This window comes from Thermococcus sp. Bubb.Bath, from assembly GCF_012027595.1.
GTDB lineage: Archaea > Methanobacteriota_B > Thermococci > Thermococcales > Thermococcaceae > Thermococcus.
In genome coordinates, this window is record NZ_SNUR01000001.1 from 737,869 (window position 1) to 752,807 (window position 14,939).

A 14,939-nucleotide genomic window follows, 5' to 3' on the forward strand; every position below is an offset into this window, starting at 1 on the left:
GCATTCTGAGAAAAGACTTCGCAATTTTTATTCTCCCTGCCGATGAATAGAGAAAGAGTTATAAACCGTTTCCCCCGTGTAGGCTATGAGCTTTGATTATTTGGAGGTGCGTGAAAATGGCGGAAAGACCACTCGATGTTATCCACAAGTCCCTTGAGAAGGATGTCCTCGTACTCCTCAAGAGGGGAGGGGAGATAAGGGGCAAGCTCATCGGTTATGATATCCACCTGAACGTTGTCCTCGCCGATGCAGACCTCATTCAGGACAACGAGGTCGTGAAGAGCTACGGTAAAATCGTTGTCCGTGGGGACAACGTCCTCGCCATCTCGCCGGTCGAGATTGAGTGAAGCAGCGGGGTGATAGCATGGGAGCCGGAACAGAGCCAAAGGGCAGGAGGAACCACACCCCGACCCACATCAGGTGCAGGCGTTGCGGAAGGCGCGCCTTTAACGTCGAGAAGGGCTACTGTGCCGCCTGTGGGTTCGGCAGGAGCAAGCGCATGAGAAAGTACAGCTGGTCCCACAAGTGGAAGAAGAAGAGGAACCTCAAGTACTGATTTTTTCTTTTCTACTCTTCTCTGCATTGCAGCAAGATTTATTGTAATGCTATGAAAGCAATGCTAACTTTGTAGGAGGATTTTGAACCTCTTCGCATCATTGCACATGGCCGAGTTGTTGAAGAAGACGAAGCTTTCCTCCCTGTTCCAGCCGAGAACCCTCTTCCTGATCTTTTCAAGCTCCTCATCGCTGTAGGTGTGGTTGTAAACTATCCTTGCGTTCTCGTATCTCCCGTGAAGGCGGTAGTAGTTAGTGCTGCCGTTATGCAGCGGAATCCTGACCAGCGGGTCTGTAACATCTATCACGTCGAACTCCCGAACGAAGCGTCTAACGCCTTTCTCGCTCCAGCCCCTCAGCTCGACGGCTATCTCGAAGTCGCCTCTGTCGATCAGCTCAAAGAACTTCTCCGCATCGGCGAAGCTCTCCTCGCTCTCTTTAAAGCTCCTGGGCAGCTGGATGAGTATGAAGCGAGCCTTCAGAATCTCAGCTTCCTTCAGTGTCAGCCTCCAGAAGTGAAACACGTCAGCGTTCGGCCTAAGAAGGCCCACATCCCTCGGCGGCCTGACGTTGCTCCTCCGCCAGGTGGGGCTGTTCGGGGGATGCGTTACCCCTTGGAAGGCTTTTATTGAAAAGGTGAATCCCTCGGGGGCCTCTTCCCTCCATCTCCTCAGGGTCTTCTCCTGAATAAGGCGGTAAAACGTCCCCTGTACTTCTATCGCGTCGAAGTCCCGGTAATACTTCGCGTGCCCCTCGCAGAAGCCGCAGGTTCCGACCGCTATCATCGCCCTCACTCCAGCGGCTCCCTCCCGTAGCGCAGGAAGTCTATAAAGCGCTCGTCCTCCCCAACCAGTGCGCTCAGCACCGCGTTGACGTAGGCGTCGAACTCCTTCTTCTTTATCACAACCGAGTGGTGGGCGTACTCGAGCGGGACAACGTATTCGTCCTCCGCAACCGACAGAATCTCCGCGAGGGTTCTCTCGAAGTCCTGCTTTTCGGGAACCTCAAGGAGGTATATCAGTCCGCCCTCGGCAAAACGAACATAAGCAGGCCGTATCCTTGCCCCGACTATCTGACCGCCATCCATTATTAGGGTTTTCCGAAGGTTCTGGAACCTTCCGCGGACCATCAGTTCAGCCACCAGCCTTGGGAAGCCTCCCTTTGGACTTTTGACGTAACTAAAAGGCAAATAGCCGCTCTCCCCGGAGAGGGAAGCAACGACGGGAGTGTCGATTATCATTGGTGTGCCTTTGAGTTTCTCCCCCTCCCTCGCTTTGACTGTCTTTACGATGTCCGACTTGTAGAAGGTCTTCGCTATCGCCGCGACCCTTCCGCCGAGAAGCCTGTCCAGTGCGTGGAGGTATTCGAGATACTCGAAGAGAACTATCAGGTCTTCCTTGTCGTTGACCCACCAGAAGCTGCCCTTTATGCTCTTTGCCCCCCGCTTCATCAGCATCGAGAATATCTCCTCCCCGTTCCAGCCCCTGGAGGGGAGTGAAAAGCCGTTGAGAACCCCTTCCTCCTTGAGTTTCTCCCTCCACTCGACCCATTGCTCGTCGAGGAAGTCCAGAAACTCCAGCGCCGCGTTAAGCAGTTTGTCCCCGTGCCTGCTGTAGAGTTCTCTCGTCGTCGATGTTACGTAAGTTGGCGGCGTGATTATGGCGCTGCTTATCGTGCCGTCCATGAGAACCAAATCGGCGCCGAGCTCAAGGGCCATCGTGCCCATCCTCTTCTCTAGGATGTCCATGTGGAGGGCAACCCTATCATCTACGCTCTTGTACGGAAAGACCATGCCGATGTCGTTCCAGTAGTAGAGTCTCTCCCCTATGGCCGAAGCGGAGACTGCGTAGACTATCGCCCCGCTGAGTCTCTTCGTCATCCTGCTGCCATCGACGGCGTAAACGCTCGCCTTCCTGGGAGCGGGAAGCGGCTTCCAGGAGAAGTACTTTCCCACCGCTTTTCTGAGCCTCTCAACGTCCTTAAGGCTCTTCAGCAGGAAGTCCCTGATCTCCCTGACGTGGACATCGCTAATACGCTCCAAGGCTCTCCACCTCTATCCTGCTCTTTCCACCTACGTTCTCCACCCTTATCACGTAATCTGCCGCGTCCTTCAGCTCCTCGTCGTGCGAAACTATGATAACCTGCGGTATCTTCCTCAACTGGCTCGATATTATCTCAACGAGCTTCTTCCTGCGCTCCTCGTCGAGGAACGGCGTCGGCTCGTCCAGGATGAGCAGCTCGAGGTTTCTCACTTTATACAACGAGAGCGCCAGGCGGAAAGCTAAACCTAGGGCTATCCTCTCGCCGCCGCTGAGGAACTCCAGGCCAACCTCGCTGCCCGCGTAGAGCACCTTCAGATCTATCCTCTCCTTCCCGTACTTCTTCTCCCGCTTGAGCTTTACCCCCTGGTATTTGCCCTCCGTCATCTCCGAGAAGGTCTCGCCGGCGAGCTTCTGCACCTCTTCAAGGCCCCTCAGCTCCTCCTCCGCCTTGAGCCTGGCGACCTTCTCTTTGAAGGCAGTCATGTCCGCTATGGTCTTCTCGACGGTCTCTATTTCTTTCTCCGCTTCCTCTATCTCCTTCTTCTTGGCCTTAAGCTCGTCCAGAAGCTTCATAACCTCGTCTCTCAGCTCCTCCACTCCTTTCAGTTCCGCTTTAGCTTTCTCGAGCTCCCTGGCGCTCTCCATGTACCACTTCTCCGCTTCATTGTAAGCCTCCGGGGAGAACTCTTCAGAGAGCTTCGTTATTCTCTTCAGCAGGTTCTCAAGCTCGGCTTCCATTCTCTTAACGCTATCAAGGGATTCCTGACGCTTCTCCTCCAAGCTGGCCAGCCTCTTTCTCGCCCGTTCGAGCTGGGAAGGAACGTTCTTGAGCGAGAGGTACTCCCGATAGGCGGGCTCAAGCTCCTTAATCCTGCCCTCGACATCCTCAAAGGAGCCGAAGCCCTCAGCCTGGACCTTCTTCTCAATTTCCATCTTTTCCCTCTCGATCTCCGCGAGCCTCTTTTCCACCCTTTCCAGTTCTCCCTTAGCCTTCTCAAGCTCCTCCAGCTCTTCCCCGAGGTGCCTCAGCTCCCTCTTTATCTCGATGAGCCTGGCTTTCGTGTTCTCGAACTCTTCGGCGGCTTTCTCAAGCTCTTCCACGTCGTACTTGCCCAGCTTCTCCTCGACCTCCCTCAGGAGGTCGGCCGTCTTCTTCAGCCTTATGAGCTTCGGCTCTTTCTTGATAACCTCCTTGAGCTTGAGCTCCTCCTTCCTAAGCCTCTCGAGTTTCTTTGAGAGCTTTTCCAGCTTTTTCTCGATGGAGCCTATCTCGGCATCGTACTCCGCCTTTATCTCCCCTTCCTCGTGCTCCTCGATGGGCCTCTTGCAGAGCGGGCAGACCTTGGCACCCTCGAGCTTCGAGAGGTTCTCCAGGAGGCTCTCCTTCTGCCCCGTTAAGCTCGCTATCTCTTCCCTTATCCTCGTAGTCTCCTCGCGGAGGTCTTCAAGTCTCTCCTTCGCGCTCTCAACAGCTTCAAGCTCCTTCTCAAGCTCTTCCGGCGTGGTTCCGCCCTTTTCAAGCTCGCTCCTGTACCTCCCCGCCTCGGCCTTCAGCTGGAGGGCACGCTGGTAGAGGCCGTTTTTCCTCTTAAGCTCCTCGTAGGTCTCTCTGAGGGCTTTCTCTTCCCTTTCCAGTTTTCTAATCTTTTCTAAGATTTCAGCGATCCTGGTAGTCTTCTCCTCAAGGGAACGCTTCTTCTCGACCAGCTTCGCCTCTGAGAGGCTGAGCTTCGAGAGCTCGTCCTTGAGCGAGAGGAGGGATTTCAGCTTTAAGTACTCCTTCTCAACGGGTTCGAGCTCCTTAAGCCGTTCTGCTTTCTCTTCGAGCTCAGTTATCTCCTTCTTCACTTCCCCAATCTGGGTTTCGTAATCTTCTATCCTCCCCTTCTCTGCCTTTATCCTCTGCTCGATGACTGCCTTCTCCTTCTCACGGTTGTCCAGCTCCTCTTTCAGGCCCTTGAGCTTTGAGTACTCCTTCTCGGCCTCCTCAAACTCTTCCTGGAGCTTTCTCTCCCTCTCGCGCAGCTCGCTTATCCTCCTCAGCGTCTCGGAGAAGCGCTTCTCGGCCTCGCGGAGGCTCTCCTCGACCTCGGCCTTCCTCTCGATAAGCTTTTTGAGGTAGTCCTTCTTTCTCTTCAGTTCCCTTATTACATCGGCGGCGTTCTTCTCAGCGTTCTCGTAGTCCTCTATGCCTAGGACCTTCCTCAGGACCTTCTCCATTATCTCGCGGTTCGTGATTATGCCCTCTATCTCACCCTGCCTTATGTAGAGGGCATTCGTGAAGACCTGTATAGGGTAGACGTTTCTCTCCACCCAGCGCGCTATGTCCGAGCTCTTCTCCACTATCAAAGCTCCATCTTCAATCAGCTCGCTTTTCTTGTCGTCCCTGTGGATTTTGTAGCTCTTCCCGTCGTGCTCGAACTCAAGGGTCAACCCCATGCCGCCCTTCGCGCCGACGCGCGTGTTCGCCTGGAGGTAGCCCCTCGGAAAGCTCGGGTGCCCCATATAGAGCGCCGCGAATATCGCCTCGAGGATCGAGCTCTTTCCAGCCCCGTTCTGACCTATCAGCAGGTTTATGCCGTCGCTGAACTCGACCTCGCTCTTCTCGTGCGCCCTGAAGTTTCTAATCTTCAACCTCCTTATCCTCACGGCCTACCCCTCCTAAGCCAGGCGTCGAGGCTCGACGGGTTCCTGGGTTTGGGAATCGATTTGGGCTTTTTGGGCTCTTTTCCCGCAGTGGGTTTAGGTTTTTCCTTCTCCGTTTTCCTGGGTTTCTCCCCCTTTGCAGGCTTCTCCTTGGTCTTTGGCCTTTCGGCTCCTTCCTCCCTGCTCTTTTCAGGTTCTCCTTTTTTCTCTCCCTTATGAAGCTCTTGAGCTTTCTTTGGGGTGCCCTCCGGGATGTCCTTCTCGTACCTCTCCATCAGCCAGGAGATGAACTCTGTAAGACTTTCCGAGAACTCCTTAGGAGGAACGCGGAGGTGCAGGAGAAGCTCCCGCTCCCAGTCGGTGAAGAGCTCTTCCTCGCTCAGTCTCTCCCTGGATACAACGGCCGCTCCAACGACCCTGCTCCTGAAAGTGTAGTACCTTAATCCAGAGTCCTTCAGGAGGTCATTGAACTCCGCCAGAGCAATTCCGCCTTTTATCGTCCCTTCGAGCGTTATGACCGCTATGGCGTCCTTCGGGATGAGGGAAGCAGCTTCCTCGACCTTTTTCCTGAGCTCGGCCTTGCTCTCTCCCTCGACCCTGACGGAGTAGAAAGGCCTCGCATCGACCTCAACGAACTCCGGCTGGAAGTCCTCCACGATGTAGAAGCCCTTCGGGCCATCGCGGTTGGCTGTGACCTTGGGCTTTTTGTCCCTGAGTGAGTAGCGAATTATATGACTAGCCTCTCTAACCTCCGTCCTCTCCAGTGAGCCAGGGTAGACTATCGGCCCGCTCAAGCCCGTCTGGGAAGGGTCGGCGATTCTGCGGACGTGGATGTGGCCGAGGGCGTAGTATGAGAAACCATCGGGGAGCTCGCTCAGCTTCAGGTCGAAGGCGTCCTGGTAGGGGGTATCCTTGGCGAGGTAGTCAACCGCCTGGTGGAGCATCAGGATCCCCTTCCTGCCCTTGAAGAGCGCCTTGAGGACATTTACGGCTCCATCGTTCCTTATGAGCTGCCAGCGCGTGTGGTGCCTCAGCCCGTGTATCTCAAGGTCTCCAACCTGGCCCCAGACGAGGTAACGGTTTTCGGACAGCTTCTTGCTCCTGATGAACTCTCCTTTACCCGGCTCCTTTCTCAGGCCAACGGTGTGGAGGAGCCCAAGGTGTTCGAGCAGGTCGAAGACGGAGGTTTCCCTAATGGTCTTGTCGTGGTTGCCCTCTATCGCGAAGACGGGGATGCCCCTCTTCTTCGGGAGCTCCAGAACCTCTATCGCGTCACGTATCGTCTTCGGCGAGGGTCTGCTCACGTGAAAGAGGTCTCCGGCGATGAGTATGAAGTCAACCCTCTCCTTTACCGCCCTCTCAATCGCCTCACGGAAGACTTTGAGGTAGTCGTAATACCTGAAGGGCTGGTTGAACTGCTCCCTGCCAAGGTGAACATCGGCTATATGGGCGAACTTCATAGAGACACCTCACAGCGGGAGCTCCGCTATGGCCTCCTCCTCTGTTACATCTTCCTCGTCCTCTCTCCCCTCGAGCCATTCTCCGACGATGTCGATATCCCCGCCGCCGTAGTGACCGTTCATGTCCTTCTCGAAGCTGTATATCTTCACCATCGCTGGAATCGTTATCGCGTAGCCGACTATGACCGCTTCGCCCACGCCGAGTGAGGCAATGTCGCCCAGCAGATCCTCGCTTATCTGCTCGCTCGCCTGCTGCACGTAGCGCTGGTCGTTGGGCTCAACCAGTTTGAGGATTATCTTTGTGTTCGTCTGGCTCAGTATGTCGTCGTCGAGCTTCTTCGGCCTCTGGGAGACTATACCAAGGCCAACGCCGAACTTCCTTCCCTCGCGCGCTATCTTGCCGAGCCAGAGCGTCGCCGGGTTCTTCTCTCCGCGCGGCGCAAATATGTGGGCCTCCTCAACTATAACCAGAACCGGCCTTGTGAGGGTGGGATACCCCTCGGCGACTTCCCTGACGAGGTTTCTGTCGTTGGTCCTCACTCCCTTCACGTAGTCTATCCTGTTCTTGAGGATTCCCCTGAGAACGAAGCTCGCCAAGGTTATCATCTGCTCCTCTTCCATGCCACTCAGGTCGATCACGTTCACCATTCCAGGCCTTATCTCGCCGAGAACGTCGATCGGGCTTATGAACTCGCCGAAGTTGGCCCTAAGCTCGCTCAGGTAGTCCTTCAGCCTTATCAGAGAGTCGAGATCCTTTGCCTGTATCTTCCTCGGCACTTCTACACCTTTCTCGTCGTAATAATAAATCACCTTCTCGTCGGTGTTCTCGTAAACGCGTATCCACTCCTCTATCTTGTCCTCCATGGCGTGGATGAACTCCATTCCCCCGATGACCTTACCGTTCCTCCTCATCTCCTCTCTGACCGTCCGGTAAACCAGTCCAAGGAAACGTCTCTGCAGGCTGGCGTTCTCCGCTATCCCGAGGAGCGCCGCGAACTCGCTCAGCCTTATCCTTCCCGGGTCGATGGTGGCCTTTATCGGGTTCACGCGCGCCCCAGGCCAGCTGAGCCTCTGGTACTCACCGTGCGGGTCGAGAAGGACGACCGTCGCGTTGACGTTGCTCACCATCTCCTTCGAGAGAACTGCTATTGTGTTGGACTTTCCGGCGCCAGTAACTGCCAGAACCGCGAAGTGCCTCGAAACCAGCCTGTTGGCGTCGAGCTTTACCTCGATGTCCTTCCTCGCTATGAGCCTGCCAAGCCTTATGTGCCCGTTGGAGAAAATTCTCGCCAGATCCTCGTCCCTCGCGAGGTAGACCTTTTCTCCAGGTTTTATCGGGACGCGATTGGGGGCCGGCTTCGGCAGAAACTCGCCGTCGTGCCTCCTCAGCACACCGAGAACCTTGGCAGTAGCCAGTATCTCCTCGCTCTTGTCGAGAACTCCCTTGGAGAACACGTTAACGGTCTTCTCAACGTAGTCGTAGCTTCCCCTTCCGGCGTCCATGAGCCAGTTTACGTTTCTTATCGACTTCAGAAGCGCCAGAACCTCGTCTCCGTCCCTGTTTTTGACTATCAGGAACTCCCCAAAGCGCGGGAGCTCGTTCCTCGGGTTCACTATGAACGTGAAGTGGTCGGTGCTGGATTCACCGAACACGATTCCAACGGCGTCTGCCTCCATATTACCACCTTTAGTTGATTTCCCCTGGTGGAACAAAAACCTTTCGCCTCAAACCGCAACCCCTAAAAGCCGTTCCCCCAAACCTTCGTCCATGGAGAACCCCAGAAGAATTCTCCTCGTAACCGGCAGGCTCGCCGAACCCCTCGTGAGGAAGTACGGTGAGGGCTGCGACGTCCTTGTAACCCCCGTTAGCGTTGCGGCTTTTCTCACCCCAGAGCTAATCGTGAGATACCTGGAGAAAGCTGGAGTAAAAAGCGAGGATTATGACCTCATTCTGATTCCTGGCCTTGTTAGGGGCTCTGCTCAACTCATTGAGGACGAGCTTGATATTCCTGCCTTCAAAGGCCCGAGGAACGCGATGGATTTACCACAGGTCTTGAAGGCCCTTGGGGAGGGCTTCAAGCTCAGCAGGGAAGTTCCAGCGGACGACCTATTCTCCTTCGATGCGCTCAAGAGGGTGGAGGACATCAGGAACAGGACGAGGAACAGGAACTACATTGAGGAAGCCCTGAAGAAGCCCTGGAACGTCCTCATTGGGGACCTTCCAGCGGGAAGGGACTTCCCGGCTAGGATTCTGGGTGAGGTCGTGGACGCTCCCAAGCTCGGCGTTGAGAAGACTGTGGAGAAAGCTCTCTACTACCTTCATGAAGGTGCCGACATAATCGATATCGGTATGGTCGCCGGCGAGACCAACCTCGGTTTTATCGAGGAGATTCCCGAAATCCGCGAGCGGATTGGGGAAGCTGGTTTCGACGTCCCAATCAGCTTCGACTCGCTAAACACGTCCGAAATCGAGAGGGCACTTGACTATGCCGACCTCTTTTTGAGTGTGGATGAGAGCAACCTTAATGCCCTCGTAACGGAAAAACCTGTCGTTTTGATACCAACAAACCAGCGAGAGGGCTACTTCCCCACTAAGCCTGCCAAAAGGGTCGAGTTCCTTGGAAGACTGAAAGAGAAAGCCCTCGACCTCGGATACAGGAGGGTAATCCCCGACCTTATTCTCGAACACGTGCCCCACTTAGCGCGCTCAGTAACGGCCTTCCAGCTCTACCGCGAGAGAAACCCGGATGACGTGCTTTTGGCAGGAGTCGGGAACGTGGTCGAGCTTTACGACGCCGACAGCGCCGGGATGAACGCCCTCCTCGCGGGAATTGCGAAGGAACTCTCCATAAACCTCCTCCTCACAACCGAGGTCAGCGCTAAGGCTAAAGGCTCAGTGAGAGAACTTAGAAGAGCCATAGACATGAACCTCTTTGACCTGCCCAAGGATCTTGGTTTTGGCCTGCTAATCCTCAAGGAGAAGAGGGAGACAGAGTGGCGCTTCGAACCAGCCGGAGAGGTTGTTAAGGCGCGAGAAAGGCCCGTCGAGCTTGAGCCGGTCTACTTCCGCATCTGGCTGGAAGGCGGGAGGATATGGGTAAATGTCCACAGGAGCACTGAAACGGTTCTCACGATAGTCGGCGATGAGCCTAACGCGATAATCGACACGATTCTTGAGCGCTTCGAGATAAGTCCAAGGCACGCCTTTTACCTAGGCCGGGAGCTTGAGAGGGCTTATACGGCTCTAAAGCTGAGGAGGAGCTACACCCAGGAGGTCCAGCTTTTCGGGGAGTTCTACATGGACACCAAAACGGAGAAAGTATGACAAACCTCACCCCGGTATCAGTCGGAAATTCGTCACTTCTACGAAAAATCGTCCGAAAAATCTTTAAGGGCCGGGGCCGCTCATACAGTGATGCCCAATGATAGTCAGGAGTGAGTGTTTTTGGCCTCTGTGGTAGTTCCGTGAATAGTGTGGTTAGTTCATCAATTTTAGGGCGGGATCGTTTTTGGCATAATTGAAAGGGGGGCTCGTTTTTGGCCGCTGTTGCGTTAGTGATTTGACAACTGGCCTGGTCCTGATAAATCAATCCAGTTCGGATTCAGGCATCATGCTCGTTATTCCCTCACTTTTGGGACTTCTATCGAAGCTTAGAGGAGATTTTAAGCTTGTATCAAAGGAGGTGTTAGAATGAAAGCCGTTCTGCCGGATTCGAAGATACCAAAGAGGTGGTACAACATACTGCCCGACCTTCCGGAGCAGCTGGCACCGCCGCTCGATCCGGAAACCGACGAGCCAATGGAGCCGGAGAAGCTCCTCAGGATTTTCGCTGGGGAGCTGGTAAAGCAGGAAATGAGCACCGAAAGGTACATCGAAATCCCGAAGAAAGTCCGTGAGCTCTACGCAAAGATAGGTCGCCCAACCCCGCTCTTCCGCGCCACAAACCTTGAGAAAGCCCTTGGTACGCCGGCGAGGATTTACTTCAAATATGAGGGGGCAACCGTAACGGGGAGCCACAAGATAAACACTGCATTGGCACAGGCCTACTATGCAAAGGAGCAGGGCGTTGAGAGACTCGTCACCGAGACGGGAGCCGGTCAGTGGGGAACCGCTTTGAGCCTTGCCGGAGCCCTTCTCGGCCTCAAGGTGAGGGTCTACATGGCGAGGGCAAGCTACCAGCAGAAGCCCTACAGGAAGACCATAATGCGCCTCTACGGGGCCGAAATCTATCCGAGTCCAAGCGACAGGACGGAAGTTGGACGGAAGTTTCTGGCTGAGAACCCAAACCACCCAGGAGGCCTTGGAATAGCGATAAGCGAGGCTGTTGAGGACGTTCTTCGCGACGAGAAGGCTCGCTACGCCTTGGGAAGCGTTCTAAATCATGTGCTCATGCACCAGACGGTGATAGGCCTTGAAGCGATGGAACAGATGAGGGAGTTTGAGGGGCCTGACGTAATAATCGGCTGCGTCGGCGGCGGCAGCAACTTCGCGGGTCTGACTTACCCCTTCGTAAGGGACGTCCTGAACGGAAAAGCCGACTACGAGTTCATAGCGGTCGAGCCGAGAGCGGCTCCATCAATGACGAGGGGAATTTACAAGTACGACTACGGAGATTCAGGCGGCTACACACCTAAGATGAAGATGCACACCCTCGGCCACACCTACTACGTCCCACCAATACACGCTGGTGGTTTGCGCTACCACGGTTTAGCTCCAACGCTGAGCGTTCTGATAAACCATGGGGTAGTGAAGCCCGTAGCATATCACCAGAACGAGGTCTTCCAGGCAGCGGAGCTCTTCGCTAAAACGGAAGGGGTAATCCCGGCTCCGGAGAGCGCCCACGCAATCAAGGGAGTTATAGACCGCGCCCTAGAGGCAAAGAAAGAGGGCAGGGAGGAGGTCATCCTCTTCAACCTCAGTGGACACGGCTTCCTCGACCTCGGCGGTTATGAAGACTACCTCGATGGAAAGCTCCAGGACTACGAGCCGGACTACTTCCCGGCGCTTGAGGGGTGAAATCCAGCCCCCATTTCTTTTATATTCTTTGACTTACTTGTTTCCCCACCTATTCATTGAAGGTTCTGCATCGCCGGTTTCCTGAAGAGCTCGTCCAGCTCCCGTCTCCTCGCGCTCACCTTCTCGTAGAGACTCTCAATTCTTGTGTCGCCAGAATACTTCTTCCTCAGGCTTACAAGAAGGCCCTCAAGGAAGCCCAGAACCGACACTCTGATAAAGTCCTTGCCCCTCTTGCTCTCCAGCCCTTCGTTGAGCGCTACGAATGAGTCGAGCCTTTTGATAAGCTCTTTCTCCCCAAGCCCTTCGAGCAGCTCTCTGACTTCCTCAACCTCAGGAACATCAACGGCCATATCACTTCCCTCCTAATCCTTCAATCTCAGCCTAAAGAACTCAACCGCGTTCCTCTCCGTTGTTCTCTCAACCTCTCCGAACTCCAGCCCCTTTATCTCTGCTATCCTCCTTACCGCGTACTCCACGTTCCATGGGTAGTTCTTCTCGCCCTTGTACGGGCTCATGTACGGAGCGTCCGTCTCAACGACGATGCTTTCAAGGGGAAGCACTTCAGCGGCCTTCCTCACCTCTGGGATAAAGTCTATGCCTGTGTTTATCCCGATGATGTGGCCGTTCTCTGTTATCTCCAGTGCCAGCTCCGCCGGCCCGCTGTAGGAGTGGAAGTAGGCTTTAACTCCAGCTTTCTGAATGGCCTCGAAAACCTCCCTCTCGGCGTCGCGCGCATGGAGAACGACCGGCTTGTCGAGCTCGACGGCAAGATTTAGGAAGTGGTTGAAAATCTCCCGCTGATTCCTCCTTTCTTCCTCGGTTTTGGCGTAGTAGAAGTCCAGGCCTATCTCGCCAACGGCCACTATCTCGTCGGCGTGCTCCCTTATGAACTCCTCCACCCGCTTGACTTTTTCCCAGTTTCCCCTCCTCGCCTCGTTCGGCGCGTAGCCGAGTGTTGGAAAGACGAAGCCGAAGTGGGGCTTTAAAAGCTCCCAGCTCTTCCAGACGTGGAACTTGCGGTATTCGGTTATTGAGTCCACTACGGCCTTGAGGTGCCTCCTGCTCTCCTCAGCTACCTCTCCAGCAGTGCTCTTGAACATCTCGATGTGGCAGTGGGCGTCTATCATGTTCTCCCTCAATATAGTGAAAAGCAGTAAGTAGAAAAGTTTTTCTGGCTTTGAACCGTAGTGCTGACTAGTGGTAAAAATGGTAGCCTATTCAAAATCCGAGCTTAAAGCTTATATGAAAAAGGTTATCGATACTCTCAAATACCTCTCCCCAAAAGAGATATTGAGTTATGCCATCTTCAACGAGGCGGACGAGGTTGAATACTACCGCAAGCTCGCGGAACACGCGAGGAGGGAGAGCGTTAAGGTTCTTTTCATACAGATGGCGGACGAGAGCCAAGAGCACCACGACAGGCTCTACAAGCTGTTCAAGGAGCTTTATCCTGATGAAGAACCCGTTAAAATAGACGCCCCGCCCGTGGAAGTGGCTCCTTTTTATCCCAAATTTGAGACTGTCGATGACTACATCGAGGCTCTAGAGTACTGTATGCAAAGCGAACTATTTGCCAAGGAAACCTATGAAATCCTGGCCCTTAAAGCCCTAAACGAGGAGTCAAAGGTCTTGTTCTCCCAGCTGGCCCAAATGGAGACAGACCACTACAGGCGCATTAAAAAGCTGTATGACCTTCTGGCTAGATTTAGGAAGAGGAAAATCCTCCCGGAGGAAATCGAGCCCGGCGGCTATATATTCGACGACCGCACTAAGGCGAGGTACCTCTCCCTCGACCTCATAACTAAGAACAGAACGGGATACGTCTTCACAAGGGAGCATCCCGAGAAGGCAAAAGAATGGTTCAAACGTGAGGACGTAGAAGTAATCTGGATAACAAACGTTCCTGGAAAGGGAAGGATACCACCCAAAATGCTAGTAGATTCTGAGAGCGCTCTCTGTCAGCTCCTTGAAAACGAAAAAACCGTGGTTCTCCTTGAGAACCTTGAAGGACTTATCGCGATATCCGGCTTCAATGAGGTATTCGAATGCATCTCCAAGCTCCGTGACATAGCTATAAGCGCTGGCTCCTACCTCATCGTCCACGCGAAGGAAGATGCCTTGGAGGCAAAGGAATGGGAACTGTTGAAGTCGGAGCTAACCTTCATCGAGTAACTCCCCTCTTATCCTTTCTCGTTTCCCAGATGACCCTTCCATCCTTTCTAACGACCTTCAGAATCCTGTGGTACGGTATCTGGGCTTCGCCCACGAAGAAGTACCCGTGGCCGAGCTCTATTAATCCCATGGGGATTTTCTTGACGCTACCGTAATCTCCCCTGTGCTCGATGAGGATGTAGTAATCCTCCTCATTCTCCCGAGGGTCGTACTTTATCTTCGCCAGCACTTCCTTGACGGAGCCATTCCTCATGGGAGCCACCCCAGAACCTCAATCAGGTTCTTCTTCCAGACCTTAATAACCCCACCGTGTCCTGGAAGGCCGAAGTCAACGTCGGACTGGAGGAGCCTCTCAAGGCTCTCCCTCAGCTCCCAGCCATTGCCTGTTGGAAAGTCAGTCCTTCCAACCGTGCCCTTGAAGATTGTATCTCCCGTGAACATGAGCTTATGCCTCCCGTCGTCGAGATACAAACAGGAGCTTCCGGCGGTGTGGCCGGGCGTGTGGAGGAGTTCAAGCTCCAGTGAGCCGACTTTTAGTTTGTCCCCCTCTTCCAGCTTGAGGTCGACGGGCTGGGGCTCGAACCTCCTCCCGTAGTGGCATGCAAGGATTACGTAGTCGTTTCCCCTCTCAAGGGCATCTGCCGTTACCCTGTGGGCGGCAAAGAGAACACTGATTCCCCTTTTCTCGAGCCAGCCCTTCAAAACCGCGTTCCCGCCAACATGGTCGAAGTGCTCGTGGGTGTTAAAGATAATGACTTTTCTCACGCCCTCTAAATAATTCTCCCGCTCCCAGATTTCTGTGTAAACATGCCAGTTCACACCCGTCCCAGTGTCGATTATGAGGGCTTCTCCCCCATCCGTGACTAAATAGATGTTGGAGTCCCACCCTATCCCGCGGAGCATGACAACGTGAGGGGGAACCTCAATTGGAACGATATCCCTCGGAAACTCCTCGGTGGAGCTTATCTTCACCCTTCCACCCCCCAAGGGGCCTCAAGGGAGTACTACCCCCCATCTTCAGTCGGGAGGGGTGAATCTCTTCATCGCC

At 54.4% G+C, this 14,939-nt stretch carries 14 protein-coding genes; 5 read left to right on the forward strand and 9 right to left on the reverse strand.

Translation table 11 applies throughout. The features are described 5' to 3' along the window. Window positions 1–116 precede the first annotated feature (116 nt). Complete coding sequence (locus E3E29_RS04195) at window positions 117–347, forward strand: LSM domain-containing protein (protein ID WP_167909594.1); 231 nt, start codon at window positions 117–119, stop codon at window positions 345–347. 17 nt (window positions 348–364) lie between these two features. After that, on the forward strand, window positions 365–556 hold the full coding sequence (locus tag E3E29_RS04200; protein WP_167909595.1) for a 50S ribosomal protein L37e: 192 nt from the start codon (window positions 365–367) through the stop codon (window positions 554–556). A gap of 63 nt (window positions 557–619) precedes the next feature. On the opposite strand, the gene E3E29_RS04205 is transcribed toward E3E29_RS04200, so the two are convergent. The 5 genes from E3E29_RS04205 to E3E29_RS04225 are packed head-to-tail and all read right to left on the reverse strand — an operon-like array spanning window position 620 to window position 8,379. Then, entirely contained in the window at window positions 620–1,339 is a 720-nt protein-coding gene (locus tag E3E29_RS04205; protein WP_167909596.1) for a DUF72 domain-containing protein, read from the reverse strand. A 5-nt stretch (window positions 1,340–1,344) separates the two neighbouring features. Continuing rightward, a complete protein-coding gene (locus E3E29_RS04210; RefSeq protein WP_167909597.1) occupies window positions 1,345–2,595 on the reverse strand; it encodes a DNA double-strand break repair nuclease NurA in 1,251 nt (416 codons plus the stop codon). Further along, the gene (gene rad50 / locus E3E29_RS04215) at window positions 2,582–5,245 is read right to left on the reverse strand and encodes a DNA double-strand break repair ATPase Rad50 (protein WP_167909598.1); all 2,664 of its coding nucleotides are present in this window, start codon (window positions 5,243–5,245) and stop codon (window positions 2,582–2,584) included. Before rad50 ends, E3E29_RS04210 begins: the two co-directional genes overlap by 14 nt. Continuing rightward, entirely contained in the window at window positions 5,242–6,702 is a 1,461-nt protein-coding gene (locus E3E29_RS04220; RefSeq protein WP_167909599.1) for an exonuclease SbcCD subunit D, read from the reverse strand. Before E3E29_RS04220 ends, rad50 begins: the two co-directional genes overlap by 4 nt. 9 nt (window positions 6,703–6,711) lie before the next feature. Further along, window positions 6,712–8,379, reverse strand: coding sequence for an ATP-binding protein (locus E3E29_RS04225; protein ID WP_167909600.1), 1,668 nt, complete (start codon window positions 8,377–8,379; stop codon window positions 6,712–6,714). A gap of 91 nt (window positions 8,380–8,470) precedes the next feature. Here E3E29_RS04225 and E3E29_RS04230 point away from each other — a divergent pair, with 91 nt between their 5' ends. Together E3E29_RS04230 and E3E29_RS04235 are read left to right on the forward strand one after the other, a co-directional pair. Further along, window positions 8,471–10,027: a dihydropteroate synthase-like protein gene (locus tag E3E29_RS04230; protein ID WP_167909601.1), complete on the forward strand. Its 1,557-nt coding sequence runs from the start codon at window positions 8,471–8,473 to the stop codon at window positions 10,025–10,027. 366 nt (window positions 10,028–10,393) lie between these two features. Beyond that, window positions 10,394–11,719: a TrpB-like pyridoxal phosphate-dependent enzyme gene (locus tag E3E29_RS04235; protein WP_167909602.1), complete on the forward strand. Its 1,326-nt coding sequence runs from the start codon at window positions 10,394–10,396 to the stop codon at window positions 11,717–11,719. Window positions 11,720–11,772: 53 nt separating this feature from the next. Here E3E29_RS04235 and E3E29_RS04240 read toward each other — a convergent pair whose 3' ends face one another. Further along, window positions 11,773–12,069 (reverse strand): DUF3216 domain-containing protein, encoded by a 297-nt coding sequence (locus E3E29_RS04240; RefSeq protein WP_167909603.1) that lies wholly within the window; start codon window positions 12,067–12,069, stop codon window positions 11,773–11,775. 12 nt (window positions 12,070–12,081) lie between these two features. Then, window positions 12,082–12,846 (reverse strand): YchF/TatD family DNA exonuclease, encoded by a 765-nt coding sequence (locus E3E29_RS04245; RefSeq protein ID WP_167909898.1) that lies wholly within the window; start codon window positions 12,844–12,846, stop codon window positions 12,082–12,084. Window positions 12,847–12,925: 79 nt separating this feature from the next. Here E3E29_RS04245 and E3E29_RS04250 point away from each other — a divergent pair, with 79 nt between their 5' ends. Beyond that, entirely contained in the window at window positions 12,926–13,891 is a 966-nt protein-coding gene (locus tag E3E29_RS04250) for a DUF835 domain-containing protein (RefSeq protein WP_167909899.1), read from the forward strand. Here E3E29_RS04250 and E3E29_RS04255 read toward each other — a convergent pair. Continuing rightward, on the reverse strand, window positions 13,881–14,144 hold the full coding sequence (locus E3E29_RS04255; protein WP_167909604.1) for a DUF504 domain-containing protein: 264 nt from the start codon (window positions 14,142–14,144) through the stop codon (window positions 13,881–13,883). The two genes, E3E29_RS04250 and E3E29_RS04255, sit on opposite strands and share 11 nt — an antisense overlap. Beyond that, window positions 14,141–14,863 (reverse strand): MBL fold metallo-hydrolase, encoded by a 723-nt coding sequence (locus tag E3E29_RS04260; RefSeq protein WP_167909605.1) that lies wholly within the window; start codon window positions 14,861–14,863, stop codon window positions 14,141–14,143. The genes E3E29_RS04255 and E3E29_RS04260 overlap by 4 nt, the downstream gene beginning before the upstream one ends. Between the last annotated feature and the right edge of the window lie 76 nt (window positions 14,864–14,939).

What these genes read in the sequence shown, in the direction of transcription:
- E3E29_RS04195 (WP_167909594.1), top strand. Translation starts at nt 117, where the DNA reads ATGGCGGAAAGACCACTCGATGTTATCCACAAGTCCCTTGAGAAGGAT.
- E3E29_RS04200 (WP_167909595.1), top strand. Translation starts at nt 365, where the DNA reads ATGGGAGCCGGAACAGAGCCAAAGGGCAGGAGGAACCACACCCCGACC.
- E3E29_RS04205 (WP_167909596.1), bottom strand. Translation starts at nt 1,339, where the DNA reads ATGATAGCGGTCGGAACCTGCGGCTTCTGCGAGGGGCACGCGAAGTAT.
- E3E29_RS04220 (WP_167909599.1), bottom strand. Translation starts at nt 6,702, where the DNA reads ATGAAGTTCGCCCATATAGCCGATGTTCACCTTGGCAGGGAGCAGTTC.
- E3E29_RS04225 (WP_167909600.1), bottom strand. Translation starts at nt 8,379, where the DNA reads ATGGAGGCAGACGCCGTTGGAATCGTGTTCGGTGAATCCAGCACCGAC.
- E3E29_RS04230 (WP_167909601.1), top strand. Translation starts at nt 8,471, where the DNA reads ATGGAGAACCCCAGAAGAATTCTCCTCGTAACCGGCAGGCTCGCCGAA.
- E3E29_RS04235 (WP_167909602.1), top strand. Translation starts at nt 10,394, where the DNA reads ATGAAAGCCGTTCTGCCGGATTCGAAGATACCAAAGAGGTGGTACAAC.
- E3E29_RS04240 (WP_167909603.1), bottom strand. Translation starts at nt 12,069, where the DNA reads ATGGCCGTTGATGTTCCTGAGGTTGAGGAAGTCAGAGAGCTGCTCGAA.
- E3E29_RS04245 (WP_167909898.1), bottom strand. Translation starts at nt 12,846, where the DNA reads ATGATAGACGCCCACTGCCACATCGAGATGTTCAAGAGCACTGCTGGA.
- E3E29_RS04250 (WP_167909899.1), top strand. Translation starts at nt 12,926, where the DNA reads ATGGTAGCCTATTCAAAATCCGAGCTTAAAGCTTATATGAAAAAGGTT.
- E3E29_RS04255 (WP_167909604.1), bottom strand. Translation starts at nt 14,144, where the DNA reads ATGAGGAATGGCTCCGTCAAGGAAGTGCTGGCGAAGATAAAGTACGAC.